This is a genomic window from Nocardia aurantia, from assembly GCF_009604425.1.
In the GTDB taxonomy this organism is placed as follows: Bacteria; Actinomycetota; Actinomycetes; order Mycobacteriales; family Mycobacteriaceae; genus Nocardia; species Nocardia aurantia.
In genome coordinates this window covers 351,629-365,358 of the sequence record NZ_WEGI01000008.1, presented here as the reverse complement: position 1 = coordinate 365,358, position 13,730 = coordinate 351,629, and the positions used below count along the sequence as shown (strand labels likewise).

Annotated in this window: 13 protein-coding genes; 8 read left to right on the top strand and 5 right to left on the bottom strand. The window is 70.9% G+C overall.

The features are described 5' to 3' along the window. The first annotated feature begins 52 nt into the window (after positions 1-52). The 4 genes from NRB56_RS19800 (at position 53) to NRB56_RS19785 (ending at position 2,946) form a co-directional block, all read left to right on the top strand. Positions 53-439, top strand: a complete 387-nt coding sequence (locus NRB56_RS19800; RefSeq protein ID WP_153344275.1) for a hypothetical protein — start codon at positions 53-55, stop codon at positions 437-439. Beyond that, a complete protein-coding gene (locus NRB56_RS19795; RefSeq protein WP_153344273.1) occupies positions 403-1,338 on the top strand; it encodes a hypothetical protein in 936 nt (311 codons plus the stop codon). The genes NRB56_RS19800 and NRB56_RS19795 overlap by 37 nt, the downstream gene beginning before the upstream one ends. Further along, positions 1,335-2,318, top strand: a complete 984-nt coding sequence (locus tag NRB56_RS19790; RefSeq protein WP_319943240.1) for an ARPP-1 family domain-containing protein — start codon at positions 1,335-1,337, stop codon at positions 2,316-2,318. Before NRB56_RS19795 ends, NRB56_RS19790 begins: the two co-directional genes overlap by 4 nt. A 241-nt stretch (positions 2,319-2,559) precedes the next feature. Further along, on the top strand, positions 2,560-2,946 hold the full coding sequence (locus NRB56_RS19785) for a nuclear transport factor 2 family protein (protein WP_319943239.1): 387 nt from the start codon (positions 2,560-2,562) through the stop codon (positions 2,944-2,946). A gap of 15 nt (positions 2,947-2,961) precedes the next feature. Here NRB56_RS19785 and NRB56_RS19780 read toward each other — a convergent pair whose 3' ends face one another. Then, the gene (locus NRB56_RS19780) at positions 2,962-3,582 is read right to left on the bottom strand and encodes a TetR/AcrR family transcriptional regulator C-terminal domain-containing protein (RefSeq protein ID WP_319943238.1); all 621 of its coding nucleotides are present in this window, start codon (positions 3,580-3,582) and stop codon (positions 2,962-2,964) included. 77 nt (positions 3,583-3,659) lie between these two features. Between NRB56_RS19780 and NRB56_RS19775 the strand changes: the two genes are divergently transcribed. From NRB56_RS19775 to NRB56_RS19760, 4 genes are all read left to right on the top strand, one after another. After that, positions 3,660-4,208 carry a peroxiredoxin-like family protein gene (locus NRB56_RS19775; RefSeq protein WP_153344271.1) on the top strand — a complete coding sequence of 183 codons (549 nt, stop codon included), beginning with the start codon at positions 3,660-3,662 and terminating at the stop codon, positions 4,206-4,208. A 186-nt stretch (positions 4,209-4,394) separates the two neighbouring features. Then, positions 4,395-6,749, top strand: coding sequence for a sensor histidine kinase (locus NRB56_RS19770; RefSeq protein WP_153344269.1), 2,355 nt, complete (start codon positions 4,395-4,397; stop codon positions 6,747-6,749). Between the two features lie 19 nt (positions 6,750-6,768). Next, positions 6,769-7,155 carry a DUF742 domain-containing protein gene (locus NRB56_RS19765; RefSeq protein WP_319943237.1) on the top strand — a complete coding sequence of 129 codons (387 nt, stop codon included), beginning with the start codon at positions 6,769-6,771 and terminating at the stop codon, positions 7,153-7,155. Next, the gene (locus NRB56_RS19760; protein WP_227838018.1) at positions 7,139-8,785 is read left to right on the top strand and encodes an ABC transporter substrate-binding protein; all 1,647 of its coding nucleotides are present in this window, start codon (positions 7,139-7,141) and stop codon (positions 8,783-8,785) included. Before NRB56_RS19765 ends, NRB56_RS19760 begins: the two co-directional genes overlap by 17 nt. A gap of 165 nt (positions 8,786-8,950) precedes the next feature. Here NRB56_RS19760 and NRB56_RS19755 read toward each other — a convergent pair whose 3' ends face one another. The 4 genes from NRB56_RS19755 to NRB56_RS19740 are packed head-to-tail and all read right to left on the bottom strand — an operon-like array spanning position 8,951 to position 13,672. Beyond that, entirely contained in the window at positions 8,951-9,889 is a 939-nt protein-coding gene (locus NRB56_RS19755; protein WP_194290910.1) for a metallophosphoesterase family protein, read from the bottom strand. Then, positions 9,886-11,511 (bottom strand): ABC transporter permease, encoded by a 1,626-nt coding sequence (locus NRB56_RS19750; protein WP_319943236.1) that lies wholly within the window; start codon positions 11,509-11,511, stop codon positions 9,886-9,888. The genes NRB56_RS19755 and NRB56_RS19750 overlap by 4 nt, the downstream gene beginning before the upstream one ends. Positions 11,512-11,570: 59 nt before the next feature. Further along, positions 11,571-12,623, bottom strand: coding sequence for an extracellular solute-binding protein (locus tag NRB56_RS19745; RefSeq protein ID WP_153344265.1), 1,053 nt, complete (start codon positions 12,621-12,623; stop codon positions 11,571-11,573). A 35-nt stretch (positions 12,624-12,658) separates the two neighbouring features. Beyond that, the gene (locus NRB56_RS19740; RefSeq protein ID WP_153344263.1) at positions 12,659-13,672 is read right to left on the bottom strand and encodes an ABC transporter ATP-binding protein; all 1,014 of its coding nucleotides are present in this window, start codon (positions 13,670-13,672) and stop codon (positions 12,659-12,661) included. Positions 13,673-13,730 lie beyond the last annotated feature (58 nt).

The following is a 13,730-nucleotide window of genomic DNA, read 5'->3' as shown; positions in this document are numbered from 1 at the left end:
GCGGCAGTAAAATCAGTGGACCGGACGGGTAACCGGTTCCTACACTTCCGGAATGCGTACCGTCGAGTTGCTGCACCACCTGCACACCCACGCGGCGCCCCTGGGCCTGCCGCGGGGCGGCGCGGTGTCGTGGGACGACGCGGAGTTCCATCGCGCGGCCTGGGCCGCGGATCCCGAGGGGTATCTGCTGTCGGCGCTCGTGCCCGGCGTCCGGCCGGAGCAGCGGGCGCGGGCCCTGTTGCAGGCGCTGTCGGCGTCCTGGGCGGGGATCACCGACCGGAGCACCCTCGAGAAGGCCACTCGCGCACTGCTTTTCGATCTGCCACCGGCCACGGTGCTCACCGTGCTGCTGGCGCTGCGCCGGTTGCGGGCAACCACAAGCACGTCACGCGGGCCGTGCTCATGTTCGTGCTCGACCATCCGCAGGCGCCGACGCTGATCGACGCGCGGCGGCCGACCCTGGTCGACTGCTTCGAGCATGCGCTCGGCCGGGCCACCGCGCGCGGCTGTGCGCGGCGGATCGCCGAGGGCGACACCGATTCCGGGTATCTGCGCCGAAACCTGTTGCGGTTCAGCGCCGATCCGGAGCGGGCCCGGGCGCGGGTCACCGCGCTGTACGGGCCGGGCGTACCCGGGGTGGCGGCGCCGCGGACGGGTGCCGCGCCGCTGGATCCGGAGCGCGAGCGGGAGCCGGTGATCACCGCGACCAATCGGGGTGACATCGCGGCGACGCTGGTGCACCTGTATCGCGGCGGGCCGGAGGCGGAGCTGCGGCCGGCCCTGGGCCGGTATCTCGCCGAGGTCACCCGTGGGCTGCCGCTGATGCCGGGAAGTGTTGCGCTGGTCGCTGATACGTCCGAGTCGCTGCGCGGGTACGGCGATCGCGAGTGGGCGCTGCTGTCACAGGCGGCGGCGCTGCGGCTGGTGCTCGCCGAGATCTGCCCGCGGCTCACCGTCGTCGAGGTGGGCGAGCAGCAGGGGCCGACCGATCTGGCCGGCGGACTGCTCGACGCCCTGGCGACCGGGCCCGAACTCGTCGTGCTCGTCACCGACGGTTACGAGAATCGGCTGTCCGGCGATCTGGGGCGGGTGGTGGCCACGCTGCCGCGCATCGGGATCGATACCCCGATCGTGTTGTGCCGCAGCATGTTCACCGGCCGCGACGAGATGTCCCTGCGTAACCCGGCCCCGGCGCTGCCCTGCCTGGACTTCTGGCACCAGGACGACTTCGCGGGGCTGCTGCCCCGGCTGTTCGCCCACTGCGCGGACGGCCGGGACTGGATCCACGCCGCCGTGCGGCACCGCCTCGACCGACGGCCGGAAGGAGTTCTGCCGTGACCCTCACGACCACACTGACCGCGCTGGTACCCACCGGCCCCGACCTCACCGGCTACCGGATCGGCGCGCCCCAGCGGGCGGGCGCGCTGACCGTGCTGCCGATCCACGGACCGCGGCGGCCCGGCATCGTGCCGCCGCGGTCCGGGCTGAAGCTGCACCAGGTCGTCGGCTACGGCTCGGTCGAACTGCACAACGGCGCGTCCGCCGGAGTCGCGATCGTCCCGCTGCACATCGGCTACATCCAGGAGGGTGCGCAGAACCACGCGCTCTGCTCGGCGGCGTTGCTGGCCGCCGGACAGACTCGCCGCTTCCCGGACGCCTGCTGCGTGCAGGCGGCCCAGGGCGGCTACCTGGAGGGCCGCGACCAGTGGTTCTTCGTGCTGCCCTGGGAGTTGCGGGCCGCGGCGCTGCGGTTGCGCGGCCAGGAGGGCTACTCGAAGTTGTGGGAGGACATCAGCGCGCTCAACCGCGACTACGGGCTCGCCGCACGTGGTCATCTGGAGCAGATCATCAGCCGCCGGCGGGCGGTGCTGACCCAGTTCCGCAGCCGGCTCGAGTTGCTGCCGGAGCAGCTGGGTGCGCTGTTCTTCGTCGGCGACGAGTTCGCCGGGCTCGAAATCGCCCCGGATCCGGAGTATTTCGCGGAACTGTGGATGCCGCTGGTGTGTTTCGCCTACGGCGTCGCCGCCTGGCGGGCCGAGCCGCGGCCGGCCGAGCCGGAGCCGTTCGCGGTCACCGACCTCGCGGGTCTGCGGACGGAGCTCGACCGCGAGCGGGCCGAGTATCGCGAGCGACTGCTGACGGCCCTGCCGAGCGCGTCCGGGGCGCGGACGGCCGAGGAGGAGCGCTACCTCGACCTGCGCCTGCACACGGTGACCGGTGACGGCCTCGCCGGGCAGTTCGTCGCCGAGCACGACCGGCTGGTGTACGCCTCGTTGTTCGCCGACCGCGAGCCGCTCGCGGCCCGATCCGGCGGATAAATCGGTTGCGCGGCAACCGAATCGGATATTGAATAGAGCGCGATACGGGAACTACCCCGAGCCCGATGGTTCGTCACCTTCGTACCAGATGAAGCGAAGTTGCCACCATAGGCGACAGATCTTGATTCCATCGGCGTCGGGGACCTGTCCCGTTCTCGCTCCAGCGGCCGGCCCGCCCCTCCGAGGGCGGGCCGGCCGTTCGGGTCTTGCCGCACGGCACCGACGGGCCTACCGTCGAGGCGTGCTGGATGAACAGACCGTGCAGAAGTTGTTGTGGCACTGGGACGAGGGCTGGAACTCCGGCGATCTCGACACGATCATGTCCCCCTTCGCCACGGATGTGCTGTTCAGCTCACCGTTCGTGCCGAAGCTCCTCGGCGACCCCGCCCGGCTGACCCTCGAAGGCGCCGGCCCGCTGCGCGACTACGTGCGCTACGCCCTCGAACACGCGCCCGGCATCCGTTACACGGTGGACGGATCCTATTCCGGCACCGACACTCTCGTGATCGTCTACACCTGCCACAACCCGGACGGCAGCACCCGCAACGGTTCCGACTTCATGCGGGTGGGTCCGGACGGGACGGTGGCCGAGTGGCGGTGCCACTACTTCCGCGAGCCGGATCTGTAAGCCGCACCGCGGCTCTCACCGGCCCGGATCCCCGAGCCCGCGCAGCACGACCTCGGCGCCGCCGCGGAACTCCTCGTCGGCCGACAGCGTCCGGGCCGTCGCCGCGGTCTGCGCCAGCAGCGGGAACTCCCCCGCCGGAAGCTCTGCCAGCGCGGCCGTGCCGGCGCCGCCGATCGAGGCGTAATGCTCGTTCTGCAGGAAGCCGAGCAGATATCCGACGATCGTGCGCTGCGCGATCACCCGTTCCCGGCCGGTGAATCCGGCCTCGGTCAGCACCGACAGCATCGCCTCGATCCACCGCAGCACCGCCGCCGACGACTGCCGATACCGCAGCACCAGCGGCACCGCCTCGGGATGCGCCGACACCTCGGCCCGCACGCGGTCGAGCAGCACCAGCGCCCGTTCCCGCCAGTCCGGGATCGGCGGCGGCGTGACATCCACCGGCGTCAGGATCCGGTGGACGACCAGTCGTTCCAATTGTTCCCGGTCGGAGACGTACCGGTAGAGCGCCATGGTCGCCATCCGCAGTTCGCTCGCCACGGCCCGCATCGTCAGCGCCGGCAGCCCGTCGCGATCGATCACCGCGAGCGCGGCCGCGGCCAGATCGTCGGTGGTCAGCGAGCGGGGGCGGGGCACGGATTGACAGCGTACAAGATACGCGCATACTCGTTGTAGGAGTACTTCGTACGCCTACAACGAGCCGAGGAGTCGACATGCCGCTGTTGTCCACCGTGCCCACCCGGACGCTGACCACCGTCACCGGGACCGAGGTGCCCGTCCCCGACGCCGACCGCCTGATCCACCTCCAGTTCCGCCGCTTCGCCGGTTGCCCGGTCTGTCACCTGCACCTGCGATCGATCGTCACCCGGCGCGCCGAGATCGCCGCCGCCGGCGTCCGCGAGGTGGTCGTATTCCATTCCAGCGCGGACGAATTGCGCAAACACGCGGCGGAGGTGCCGCTGGATCTCGTCGCCGATCCGCACCGGCGGCTGTATCGGGAGTTCGGTGTCGAATCCGGCCCGCGCGCCCTGCTCGATCCCCGCAGCTGGCCGGCGATCGTGCTCGGCGTCGCTCGCACCCTGCGCGAGGCGCGGCGCAGCGGCGCGCCGATGCCGTCGCTGCGACCGGAGGGCGGCCGGCTCGGGCTGCCGGCGGACTTCCTGATCGCGCCCGACGGGCGGGTAACGGCCGCGAAACACGGCGTCCACGCCGACGACCAGTGGTCCGTCGACGAGTTGCTGGCGGCTGTCCGGGCGGCTTGACATCCCTTGTGCTGTGGCCGTTCCCGGGTTGACGCAGATGAGGGCGTATGGGATGTTTCTCGCAGAATTCCGTGCGCTGCCGCTGGCCACGGCCGTTCGGAGGAGTGGCAGGTAGTGCGCCTACGGCAGGTAAAGCCCGCGGTCGAATCAGATTCGGAATCAGCACCGAACGCCACCCGGCGGAGATTGCCGCGCGTCGCGGCGAGCCTGATCCTGCGTCCCCGGACCATCGGGGGTCAGTTGTCCCGCATCCTGGTGTTCGCCCTGGTCCTGGTGCTGGTGCTGGTGGCGATCACGGTGCAACGCGCGTACTCGGACTACCGGGAGGCCGACGCCACCCGCCGGGCGGTGGCGCTGGCGTTGAACGTCCAGGACCTGACCGACCAGATCCAGCGCGAACTCGGGCTCAGTAACGGCCTGCTCGGTGGCGACGCCGGGCTGCAACAGCCGCTGGCGGTCCAGCGCCGCAACGTCGATGCCACCCTCGCCGCGGTGCGGGGCGGGGTCGACTCGGACGCGCCGGGCGCCGATCAGGTCCGGTCCGCGCTCGGCCAGCTGAACATGCTGGGCAGCACCCGCACCCAGATCGACACCCGGCGCATCAGCAGACCCGTTGCGCTGCAGTTCTACAACGACGCGGTCGGCGCGCTGAACCACCTCACGCTCGGCCTCGATCAGGCCAACGACCCTCGGCTGCAACGCGGACTGCAGGCGTTCTACGCACTGGGCGCGATCAAGGACCAGTTCGACCGCGAACGCGGCTTCCTCAACGGCGTTTTCGTCGCCGGGCGCTTCTCGGGCGGCGAGTACGGCCAGTTCCTGGAGATTCGGGCCGCCAAACAGGAGTCGCTGCAAGCCTTCTCGCGGTACGCGGCGAAGGACCGGCAGGCCGATCTGGACGCGGTGATGCGCGGTGACGACGCCGCCGCGAGCGATCAGTCCGAGAGCGCCGCGCTGGCGTCGGACGGCCCGCTGGTGCGGCCGGTCGATCCGGCGGCGTGGTGGACGCACACCACGGCCGTGATCGACGCGCAGCGCGCGGTGCAGAAGGCCGTCGGCGGCGACATCCGTACCCGCGCGGACGATCTGCGCGCGGCCGCGGAGACCAACCTGATCATCTTCCTCGCCGGTGCGGCGATCGCGATCGCCGCCATGATCGCGCTGGTGTTCGCGTCCGTCCGCGCGCTGGTCCGGCCGCTGGCCAAGCTGGCCGGGGAGGCCGACGAGGTCGCGTCGCGCCGGTTGCCGAACGTCATCGAGGAATGGTCGCGGGCCGTGGACAGCCCGCCGGACCCGCCGGAACCGGTGCGGACCCCCGCCGGGTCCAGCGCCGAGATCGCCGCGGTCGCCGGCGCGCTGGATCGCGTGCAGCACACCGCATTCGAACTCGCCTCGCAGCAGGCGCTGTTGCGGCGCAACACGATCGAGTCGATGGGCAACCTGGCCCGCCGCAACCAGAACCTGGTCCGCCGCCAGCTCGCGCTGATCAGCGAATTCGAGCGCGAGGAACTGGATCCCAAGGCGCTGTCCAATCTGTTCGAGCTCGACCACCTCGCCACCCGCATGCGCCGCAACGCCGAGAGCCTGCTGGTGCTCGTCGGCGAGAGCAGCCCGCGCCGGCTCACCCGGCCGATCAGCCTGATCGACGTGATCCGCGCCGGCATGTCGGAGGTGGACGACTACCGGCGGGTGGTGCTGCGCCGGGTCGAGGACGTGCTGATCACGGGCGCGGTCGCCAGCGAACTGTCGCACATGCTCGCCGAATTGATCGAGAACGGGCTCGCCTTCTCACCCCCGGATCTCGAGGTCGAGATCTACGCCCGGCCGACGCCGCAGGGCGGCTATCTGGTCGCGGTCGTCGATCACGGAATCGGCATGACCACCGAACAACTCGCGCAGTCGAACGCCAAACTCCGTGGCGAGCAGGACTTCGTGGTCGCACCCACGCGCTATCTCGGGCATTACGTGGTCGGCCGGCTGGCGCAGCGCCTGGGCATCACCGTCGAGCTGACCACCTCACCGGTCAGTGGCGTAGTCGCGCGGCTCACCCTGCCGCCGGCCGTGCTCGTCGCGCAACAGGATCAGGAGTACGCGACCGTCCAGGCGCTGGCGCCGGGCACGGTGATGCAGCCGTCCTGGGGCTCGGACACCGAGATTCGCGGCGCGCTGTCGGCGGGCCGCGGCATCGCCACGGCGCCCGTGGTCGAGGCGGTGGCCGACCCCGCCCCGCGCCGGATTCCGGAACCGCAGGCGCCGGGCGCCGCGCCGCCCACCACCCGGAACGGATTGGTCAAGCGCACCAAGCGGACCGGCGAGGCCGTCACGGGAGCGGAACACCGGTCCCGGCCGGACACCGGCTTCACCGTGCGCCCGGATCCCGGGCCGGTCACGCAGCGCTGGGCCCCCGAGGAGACGCGGGATCTGTTGTCCTCCTTCCGGGCCGGCCACCAGCGCGGCGCCGCCGCGGGCACCGCGCCGGTACCGGACCCCTACGGCGCACCCACGTTCGCAGACGATCCGGCCCGGCCGCCGCGTTCGTGACCACCGCAGAGGAGTACCGGTGACCACCGACGACAATCCAGGATGGTTCGACCGCGATCGCCAGGACGCCGACGAGGACCACGACGACAACGAATTCGTCCGTCCCTTCGTCGTCACCGGCGGGCGTACCACCCCGGTGATCGACGGCCTGCGGATCGAAACGATCGTGCAGGCACCGCCGTCGGCCCTGTCGGCGCCGCTGCAGCTGGAGCAGCGCACGGTCGTCCAGCTCTGCCAGGAACCGATGTCGATCGCCGAAATCGGTGCCGCACTGCATGTTCCGCTCGGCCTGGCGAAGGTGATCGTGAGCGATCTGGCCGTCGCCGGCTATCTGGCCGTCCGCGAGTCGGCGGAACTGTCCGTCTCCGCCATCGAGAGGATCCGCAATCTTGTTCGGGCGCTCTGACATCCGCCGGCCGCTGCGGGCGATCGCCGCGGCGGCCGTGGCGCTGGGGCTGGCCTCCTGTTCGTCGGCCCAGCCGCCGGTGCCGAACACCTCGCACGCCGACGACTACGGCACCCCGGTGGGTGACCGGAAGGTCCGGCTCGGCGGCGATCTGGTGATGGGCCTGTCCAACGAACCGGACCGGCTCGATCCGACCACCTCCAGTTCGCTGTACATGCGCTCCGTGATGAGCACGGTCTGCGAGAAGCTCTACGACAACGACTCTTCCGGCAATCTGGTGCCGCAGCTGGCGACGGACCTGCCGCGTTTCTCCGACGACGGCCTGACGGTCACCATCCCGCTGCGCACCGGGGTCGAATTCGCCGACGGCACCAGCTTCAACGCCGCCGCGGTCCGGACCAGTCTGCAACGGCACCTCACACTGGAAGGCTCCCAGCGCACCGGCGAGATGGGCCCGATCACCGGGATCGAGACGGAAGGTTCGGCTCAGGTGGTGCTCAAGTTCAGCACCCCGTTCGCGCCGATCACCGCCGCCCTGGCCGACCGGGCCGGAATGATCATGTCGCCGACCGCACTCCGCGAGGAGGGCAAGGACTTCGGTGACAATCCGGTCTGCGTGGGCCCGTTCAAATTCGTCGAGCGCATCCCGCAACAGACGATCGTGGTCGAACGCGATCCGCTCTACTACGACGCGCAGAACGTGCATTTCGATCGGATCGTGTACCGGATCATGACCGATCCGAAGGCCCGCGCGGCGGCGCTGCGGGCCGGTGACATCCAGGTGGCCGACACCATGTCCCCGCAGGACGTCGGCGCGCTGAGCACCGATCCCGGGCTGCACCTGCTGGTCTCGGGTTCGTTCGGCTTCCAGGGCTTCTACCTCAACATCGGCAACGTGGACGGCGCCGGCAAACCGGCGAAGCCGATCGAGACCCCGTTGGCCATCGATCCCCGTGTCCGGCAGGCCCTCTCGCTGAGCATCGACCGGAAGGCGCTGGTGGATCAGGTGTTCAAGGGCTGGTACGAGCCCGCCTGCACCCCGATCGCGCCACGCACCTCGTACGCGACCGCGGCCGATACCGATTGCCCGGAGTTCGATCCGGATCGCGCGCGGCGGCTGCTCGCCGAGGCGGGCGTGCAGACCCCCTATCCGGTCACGATCCAGGTGATGAACATCTCCGATCAGCTGCAGTACGCGCAGGCGCTGCGGGACCAGCTCGCCCGTGGCGGTTTCGAGCTGCGCATCGTGCCCTCGGAGTATCCGGCGATGCTCGAGGCGCAGAAGCGCGGCACCTACGAGGCGCTGTTGCTGGGGTGGTCGGGGCGACTCGACCCGGACGGCAACATCTCCCGCTTCCTCACCACCGGATCCAGCGGCAACTACGCCGGATACAGCTCCCCCGCCCTGGACGAGGTGCTGTTCTGGGCCGCGCACACCACCAGCCCGGCCCGCCGCGGCGCGCTGTACGAGCAGGCGGTGCGGCTGGTGCAGCGGGCGAACCCGTACATCTACACCTACCGGGTGCGCAATCTCACCGCGCACTCCACCTCGGTGACCGGAATCGAGGTGTACGCGGACGGCACCGTGCGGCTCGGCAAGGCGGCTTTCGTCGCCGATCGCACCAGCTGAAGCGGTTTCTGCTGGTGGCAGCGTATTCTGGAGGCGGGACACCGGCGCCTCGGTCGTGCAACCGCCCGCGAATGAACCGGGCGCGTCGACCCCGGCTGCCGGTGGCCTGCTCGCTTCGCCGCCGGGCGTCGTGGCGGCCGTGACCCCGACCGCGGCGCGTCGACCTCAGTCGGATTCACCGTGTGACGCCGCGGATCCCTTGCCCGTCACCGCGAATCCGGCGTGCTCGCGGGCGGCCTCGCGCGCGGGAGCCAGCAGATCCGGCGGGCCCGACAGTGCCCACAGGATCGTCCGGCCCGCCGCCGGGTACTCCGCGAACCGGCGATGGATGTCGGATTCCGTTTCGGCGGTGAGGATTTCGCGCACGATCGGGGAGGTGTCCACGGGGTGCGCGGTGACCGTCTCGTCCGCACAGCGCAGTTCGAGGAAGCCGCGCGGGCCGCGCTCGAATTTCCTTGCCGGATGCGGATTTCCGGCGAAGGCCACCATCGGGTCCGGATTGATCACCAGGCGCTCGTGCACATGCCCCAGGGCCCAGTAGTCGTAGCGGCGGTCCGCGAGGGTGGGCACGGTGGTGGGGGCGCACACGCGGCGGCTGCGCTCGCCGCCGAGGCTGGTGTGCAGCATGCCGATGTTGGTCCAGCCCGCCTCCGGCTTCGGATAGTCGGCGGCGAGGTCGCGCAGTTCGTCGGGCACGTCGACGGAGCGGGCGTGCAGGGCGATGCCCTGATCGGGCCAGTGCCGGGTGCCGGCCTCGCCGGCCGGTGCGACCCAGCAGCTCGGCGGTAACCGGAGTTGCCGGGGCAGCGGCGATTCGGCGTCGTGGTTACCCCAGGCGAGCGCCACCGGGATGCCCGCCTCGTGCAGGTCGGCCAGCGCGGCCGCCGCGGCCGCCAGGGCGCGCGGGGTGGGCTCGTGCCGATCGAACAGGTCACCGGCGATCAGCACGCCGTCGTAGCCGCCGGTGAGCAGGCGCTGCCGTAGTACCTCGAAGGCCGCGTAGGCGTCCCCCACCGGATCGATGGGCGGGCAACCGGGATAGTCGGGGATCGCGCGCAGCCGCGCACCCAGGTGCACGTCGGCGACGTGTGCCAGCTTGATCATCGGATCCGCTTCTCGCTCATGCGGTTTCGCCACCATTCGAGAACGACGAGGATGAGGGTGGAGCCGAGGATCCCGATCACGGTCATGGCCATCGCCTCGGCGCGGTGACCCGAGTCGAATTGGCCGAGGATCCACGGCGACAACAGGGGCAACGCGGCGGGCCGCACCATCGAGGACGCCACCACCTCACGCACACCGAGCAGGAAGGCCAGCAGCCAGCCGGCCACCAGCCCCGGCAGCAGCAACGGAATCGTGATGCGCCACAACGTCTGCCGGCCGGTCGCGCCGGCGACCGCGGCGGCCTCCCACAACTTGTCGTCGACGGCGGCGCGGGCCGCCTTCACGTTCTGCAGCACCATCGGCAGCGTGATCACCACATAGGCGAGCACCACCATGGCCCGGGTGCCGTACGGGGTGACCGGCAGCCACGGCGCGTTCCAGAAGAAGATGAAGCCGATCACCAGCACGATGGACGGCACGGTGTCCGGCGCGACGCCGAGCAGATCGATCCCGCGCCGCACGGCCGCGGTGCTCCCGCGCCGTGCGACCGCGATCGTGCACGCGACCGCCAGCACCGTGGCCAGCGTGGCCGCGATCAGCGCCAGCACGACGCTGTTCTGCAGGGCCGCCAGGCCGCGGCCTGGCCGCAGCACCCGGGCGAAGTAGTCGAAGGTGAGGTTGTCCGGCGCGGGCGGCTTCGAGCGCAGCACCGTCATCGCGCCCAGCACGACCGACAGGCACGGCACCACCACCGAGACCAGCAGCACCATCCCGACCCAGCACCAGCCGGCCGCGGCCCACCGGCCCGCGGCGACGCTCACCCGGCGCGCCACCCGGCCGCCGGAGGGCACCTCGCGGCGGCCCACCCACTGCTGGAGTCCCCAGACCGTGGTGCCCAGTGCCAGCAGGACGGTCGAAAAGGCCGCCGCGCGTGGGAAATTCAGTGGATCGATGGTGACGTTCGCGTAGATCTGCGATACCAGCACCGGGAAGCCGATCCGATTGCCGAGGGTCACCGGGGTGCCGAATTCGCCTGCGGCGCGGATGAACACGATGAGTGCGCCGAGCGTGTAGGTGGGGCCGAGCAACGGGACGAGCACCAGCCGGAACCGCTGCCACGCCGAAGCCCCGGCGACCGCGGCCATCTCGTCGAGGGAGGCGGGCACGGCGTCGAGCCGGTTGCGCAGCAACAGATACAGGAAGGTGAAGACCTCGCACGCCATGATCACCGCCATGCCGAACGGCGTCTCCACCACCGCACGCCCCGCCCTTCCGGCCGGCCCGAACCACTGCTCGGCCGGACCGTTGACGCGGGTGACATCCAGCCAGGCCATCGCGGCCACGTACGGCGGGGTGAGGAACGGCACCATCACGGCGATATCGATCCAGCGATGCCGCCGCATCGAGGTCCAGGACATGCAGAAGGCCAGCGGCGCGGCCATTACGGTGGCCACGGCCACCACCAGCACGCTCAGCAGGACCGTGTTGCCGACGATGCGCAGATTCGCCGGCCGGGTCAGTTCGCCCAGCGCCGAAGGGCTGCCGTCGAATCCGGTGACCGCGCGGATCAGCACCGCCGCCAGCGGCGCCGCGACGGCCACCACCAGCACTGCCGACAGCACGAGAACCCCTGCGCCGGACCGGGTTCGCGAACCAGGTCCGGCGTGGCCGGATTCCGGCCTCACGATGTGGCCAGGTACCGCTCGGTGAACTCGTCGAGTACGGCCGAGCCGGTCATCCGGACCTGATCCCAGGTGAAGTTCAGCTGCTCGATGTCGCCGAAGGCGCGGGTTCCGGTGGCGGTGGGGACGTCGGTGCGGCCGGGAATCATCTTGCGGCCGGCGGAGATCTGCTGACCCTGTGCCGAGAACATGAAGTCCACCAGGGCCTTCGCGGCGGCCGGATTCTTCGTGCTCTTGACGATGAAGGCCGGCCGGGGTGTGATCGTGGTACCCGAGGCCGGGGCGATCACCCGCAGCGGTTCGCCCTTGTCGATCGCGGCGTAGGCGGAGTAGTCGACGCCGCCCAGCACGACCGCGTGTGAACCCGCGGTGACGTCGTCGAGGGCGGGGCCGTTGGCGCCGTGCACCACCATGCCGTTGGCGAACAGCCGGTCGAACAGGTCCCAGGTCTTGTCCTTGCCCCAGGCGGCGGTCATCGCGGCGATCAGGTCGCGCGCGGTGCCGGATTCGCGCGGGTCCGGCATGATCACCTTGCCCCGGTACTCGGGGGCGGTGAGGTCGGACCAGTCCCCGGGTTGTCCCGGTGCGACTTTCGTGTTCACCACGATGGTCAGCGCCGAGCCGTCGCGGCCGGTGAAGGCGTCGTCCTTCCCGGCCCACCCGGCGCGCACCTGCGCCGCGTCCTGCGGACGGTAGGCGAGGGTGCGGCCGTCGGCGGCGTACTTGGCGGCCGGGGACCAGGACGCCAGGTACACCACGTCGGCTTTCGGATTCGCCCACTCCGCATCGAGTTTCGCGGTGACCTTGCCGGTCTCGCCCGCGAACACGTCGACCTTCACCCCCGATGCCCGGCTGAACGCCGCCACCAGATCGTCGGTGAGCTCCTGCGGATTCGCCGAGTAGAGGGTCAGCGCACCGGTCAGCCCGGCGGGTGCGGTCCAAGTGGCGGCGGGCTTCGCGGCCGGGGTGGCGTCGTCGGCCGAGCCGCAGCCCGCGGCGACGAGCGCCGAGGTGAGCACGGCCGCGGCAAAGGCACGGCGGGACAGGGACATCGGGAATTCCTTTCGAAGGGCGGCGCGACCGCGGCTCAGGAGGCGAGGGTGATGACGTCGGCGGTGCGCAGTGCGAGCCGGACCTCGGTGCCGGGATCCGGCGCGCGCGGATGCGGAACGACCCAGGGCCGCGGCGCCCCGTCGACCTCGCACCGCAGCCGGTAGGTCCCGCCGGTGAACACCGCGGCGCGCACGATCGCGTCGAGTGTCACTTCATCGGCGGCAGGGCCGGTGTCGTCGTCGATCAGCCGGACCCGTTCGGCCCGCACACCGCCGCCGGCGGGCAGCGGATTGAAGGTGCCGACGAATTCGGCGACGAACGCGTCCGCCGGGTCGTGATAGAGCTGTTCCGGGCTGCCGTGCTGCCGGATGTGGCCGGCCCGCATCACCACGATCCGGTCCGACACGCTCATCGCCTCGGCGCGGTCGTGCGTGACGAACACCGTGGTGACACCGGATTCGGTTGCCAGCGAGCGAATTTCGCCGAGCAACTGCTCACGCAGGGCGGCGTCCAGGGCGGACAGCGGCTCGTCGAGCAACAACAGACTCGGCCGCGCCACGAGCGCGCGGGCGATCGCGACGCGCTGCTGCTGACCGCCGGAGAGCTGATGCGGCATCTTCTCCGCCGCGGCATCGAGATCCACGCGCCGCAGCACCTCGGCGACCCGGGTCGCCAGCTCCGCCCACGGCACTCCCGCGACCCGCAACGGGAAGCCGACGTTGGCGGCCACGCTGAGATGCGGCCAGAGCGCCAGATCCTGGAACACCATGCCGAGCCCGCGCTCCCGCGGCGGTGTGAACACTGCTCGCTCGACATCGCACACGACCCTGTCCCCGAACCGGATGCGCCCCCGCTGTGGCCGATCCAGCCCCGCCAGCAGCCGCAGCAACGTGGACTTACCGCAGCCGGACGGCCCCAGGACGGAGAGGAACTCCCCCGGCTCGATCACCAGGTCGGTGGGCAGCAACCCGCTGCCGTCACCGTACGTGCGCCGCAGTCCCTCGACCACAACCCGGGTGCCGAGCCGGTCGATCGCAACAGCACGCATGAGCCCGGAACGTAGGCGTCGTTTCTGACGCGCCGGGACGCGGCCGGTGAACGATAAA

What these genes read in the sequence shown, in the direction of transcription:
- NRB56_RS19740 (WP_153344263.1), bottom strand. Translation starts at nt 13,672, where the DNA reads ATGCGTGCTGTTGCGATCGACCGGCTCGGCACCCGGGTTGTGGTCGAG.
- NRB56_RS19800 (WP_153344275.1), top strand. Translation starts at nt 53, where the DNA reads ATGCGTACCGTCGAGTTGCTGCACCACCTGCACACCCACGCGGCGCCC.
- NRB56_RS19745 (WP_153344265.1), bottom strand. Translation starts at nt 12,623, where the DNA reads ATGTCCCTGTCCCGCCGTGCCTTTGCCGCGGCCGTGCTCACCTCGGCG.
- NRB56_RS19775 (WP_153344271.1), top strand. Translation starts at nt 3,660, where the DNA reads ATGCCGCTGTTGTCCACCGTGCCCACCCGGACGCTGACCACCGTCACC.
- NRB56_RS19755 (WP_194290910.1), bottom strand. Translation starts at nt 9,889, where the DNA reads ATGATCAAGCTGGCACACGTCGCCGACGTGCACCTGGGTGCGCGGCTG.
- NRB56_RS19795 (WP_153344273.1), top strand. Translation starts at nt 403, where the DNA reads ATGTTCGTGCTCGACCATCCGCAGGCGCCGACGCTGATCGACGCGCGG.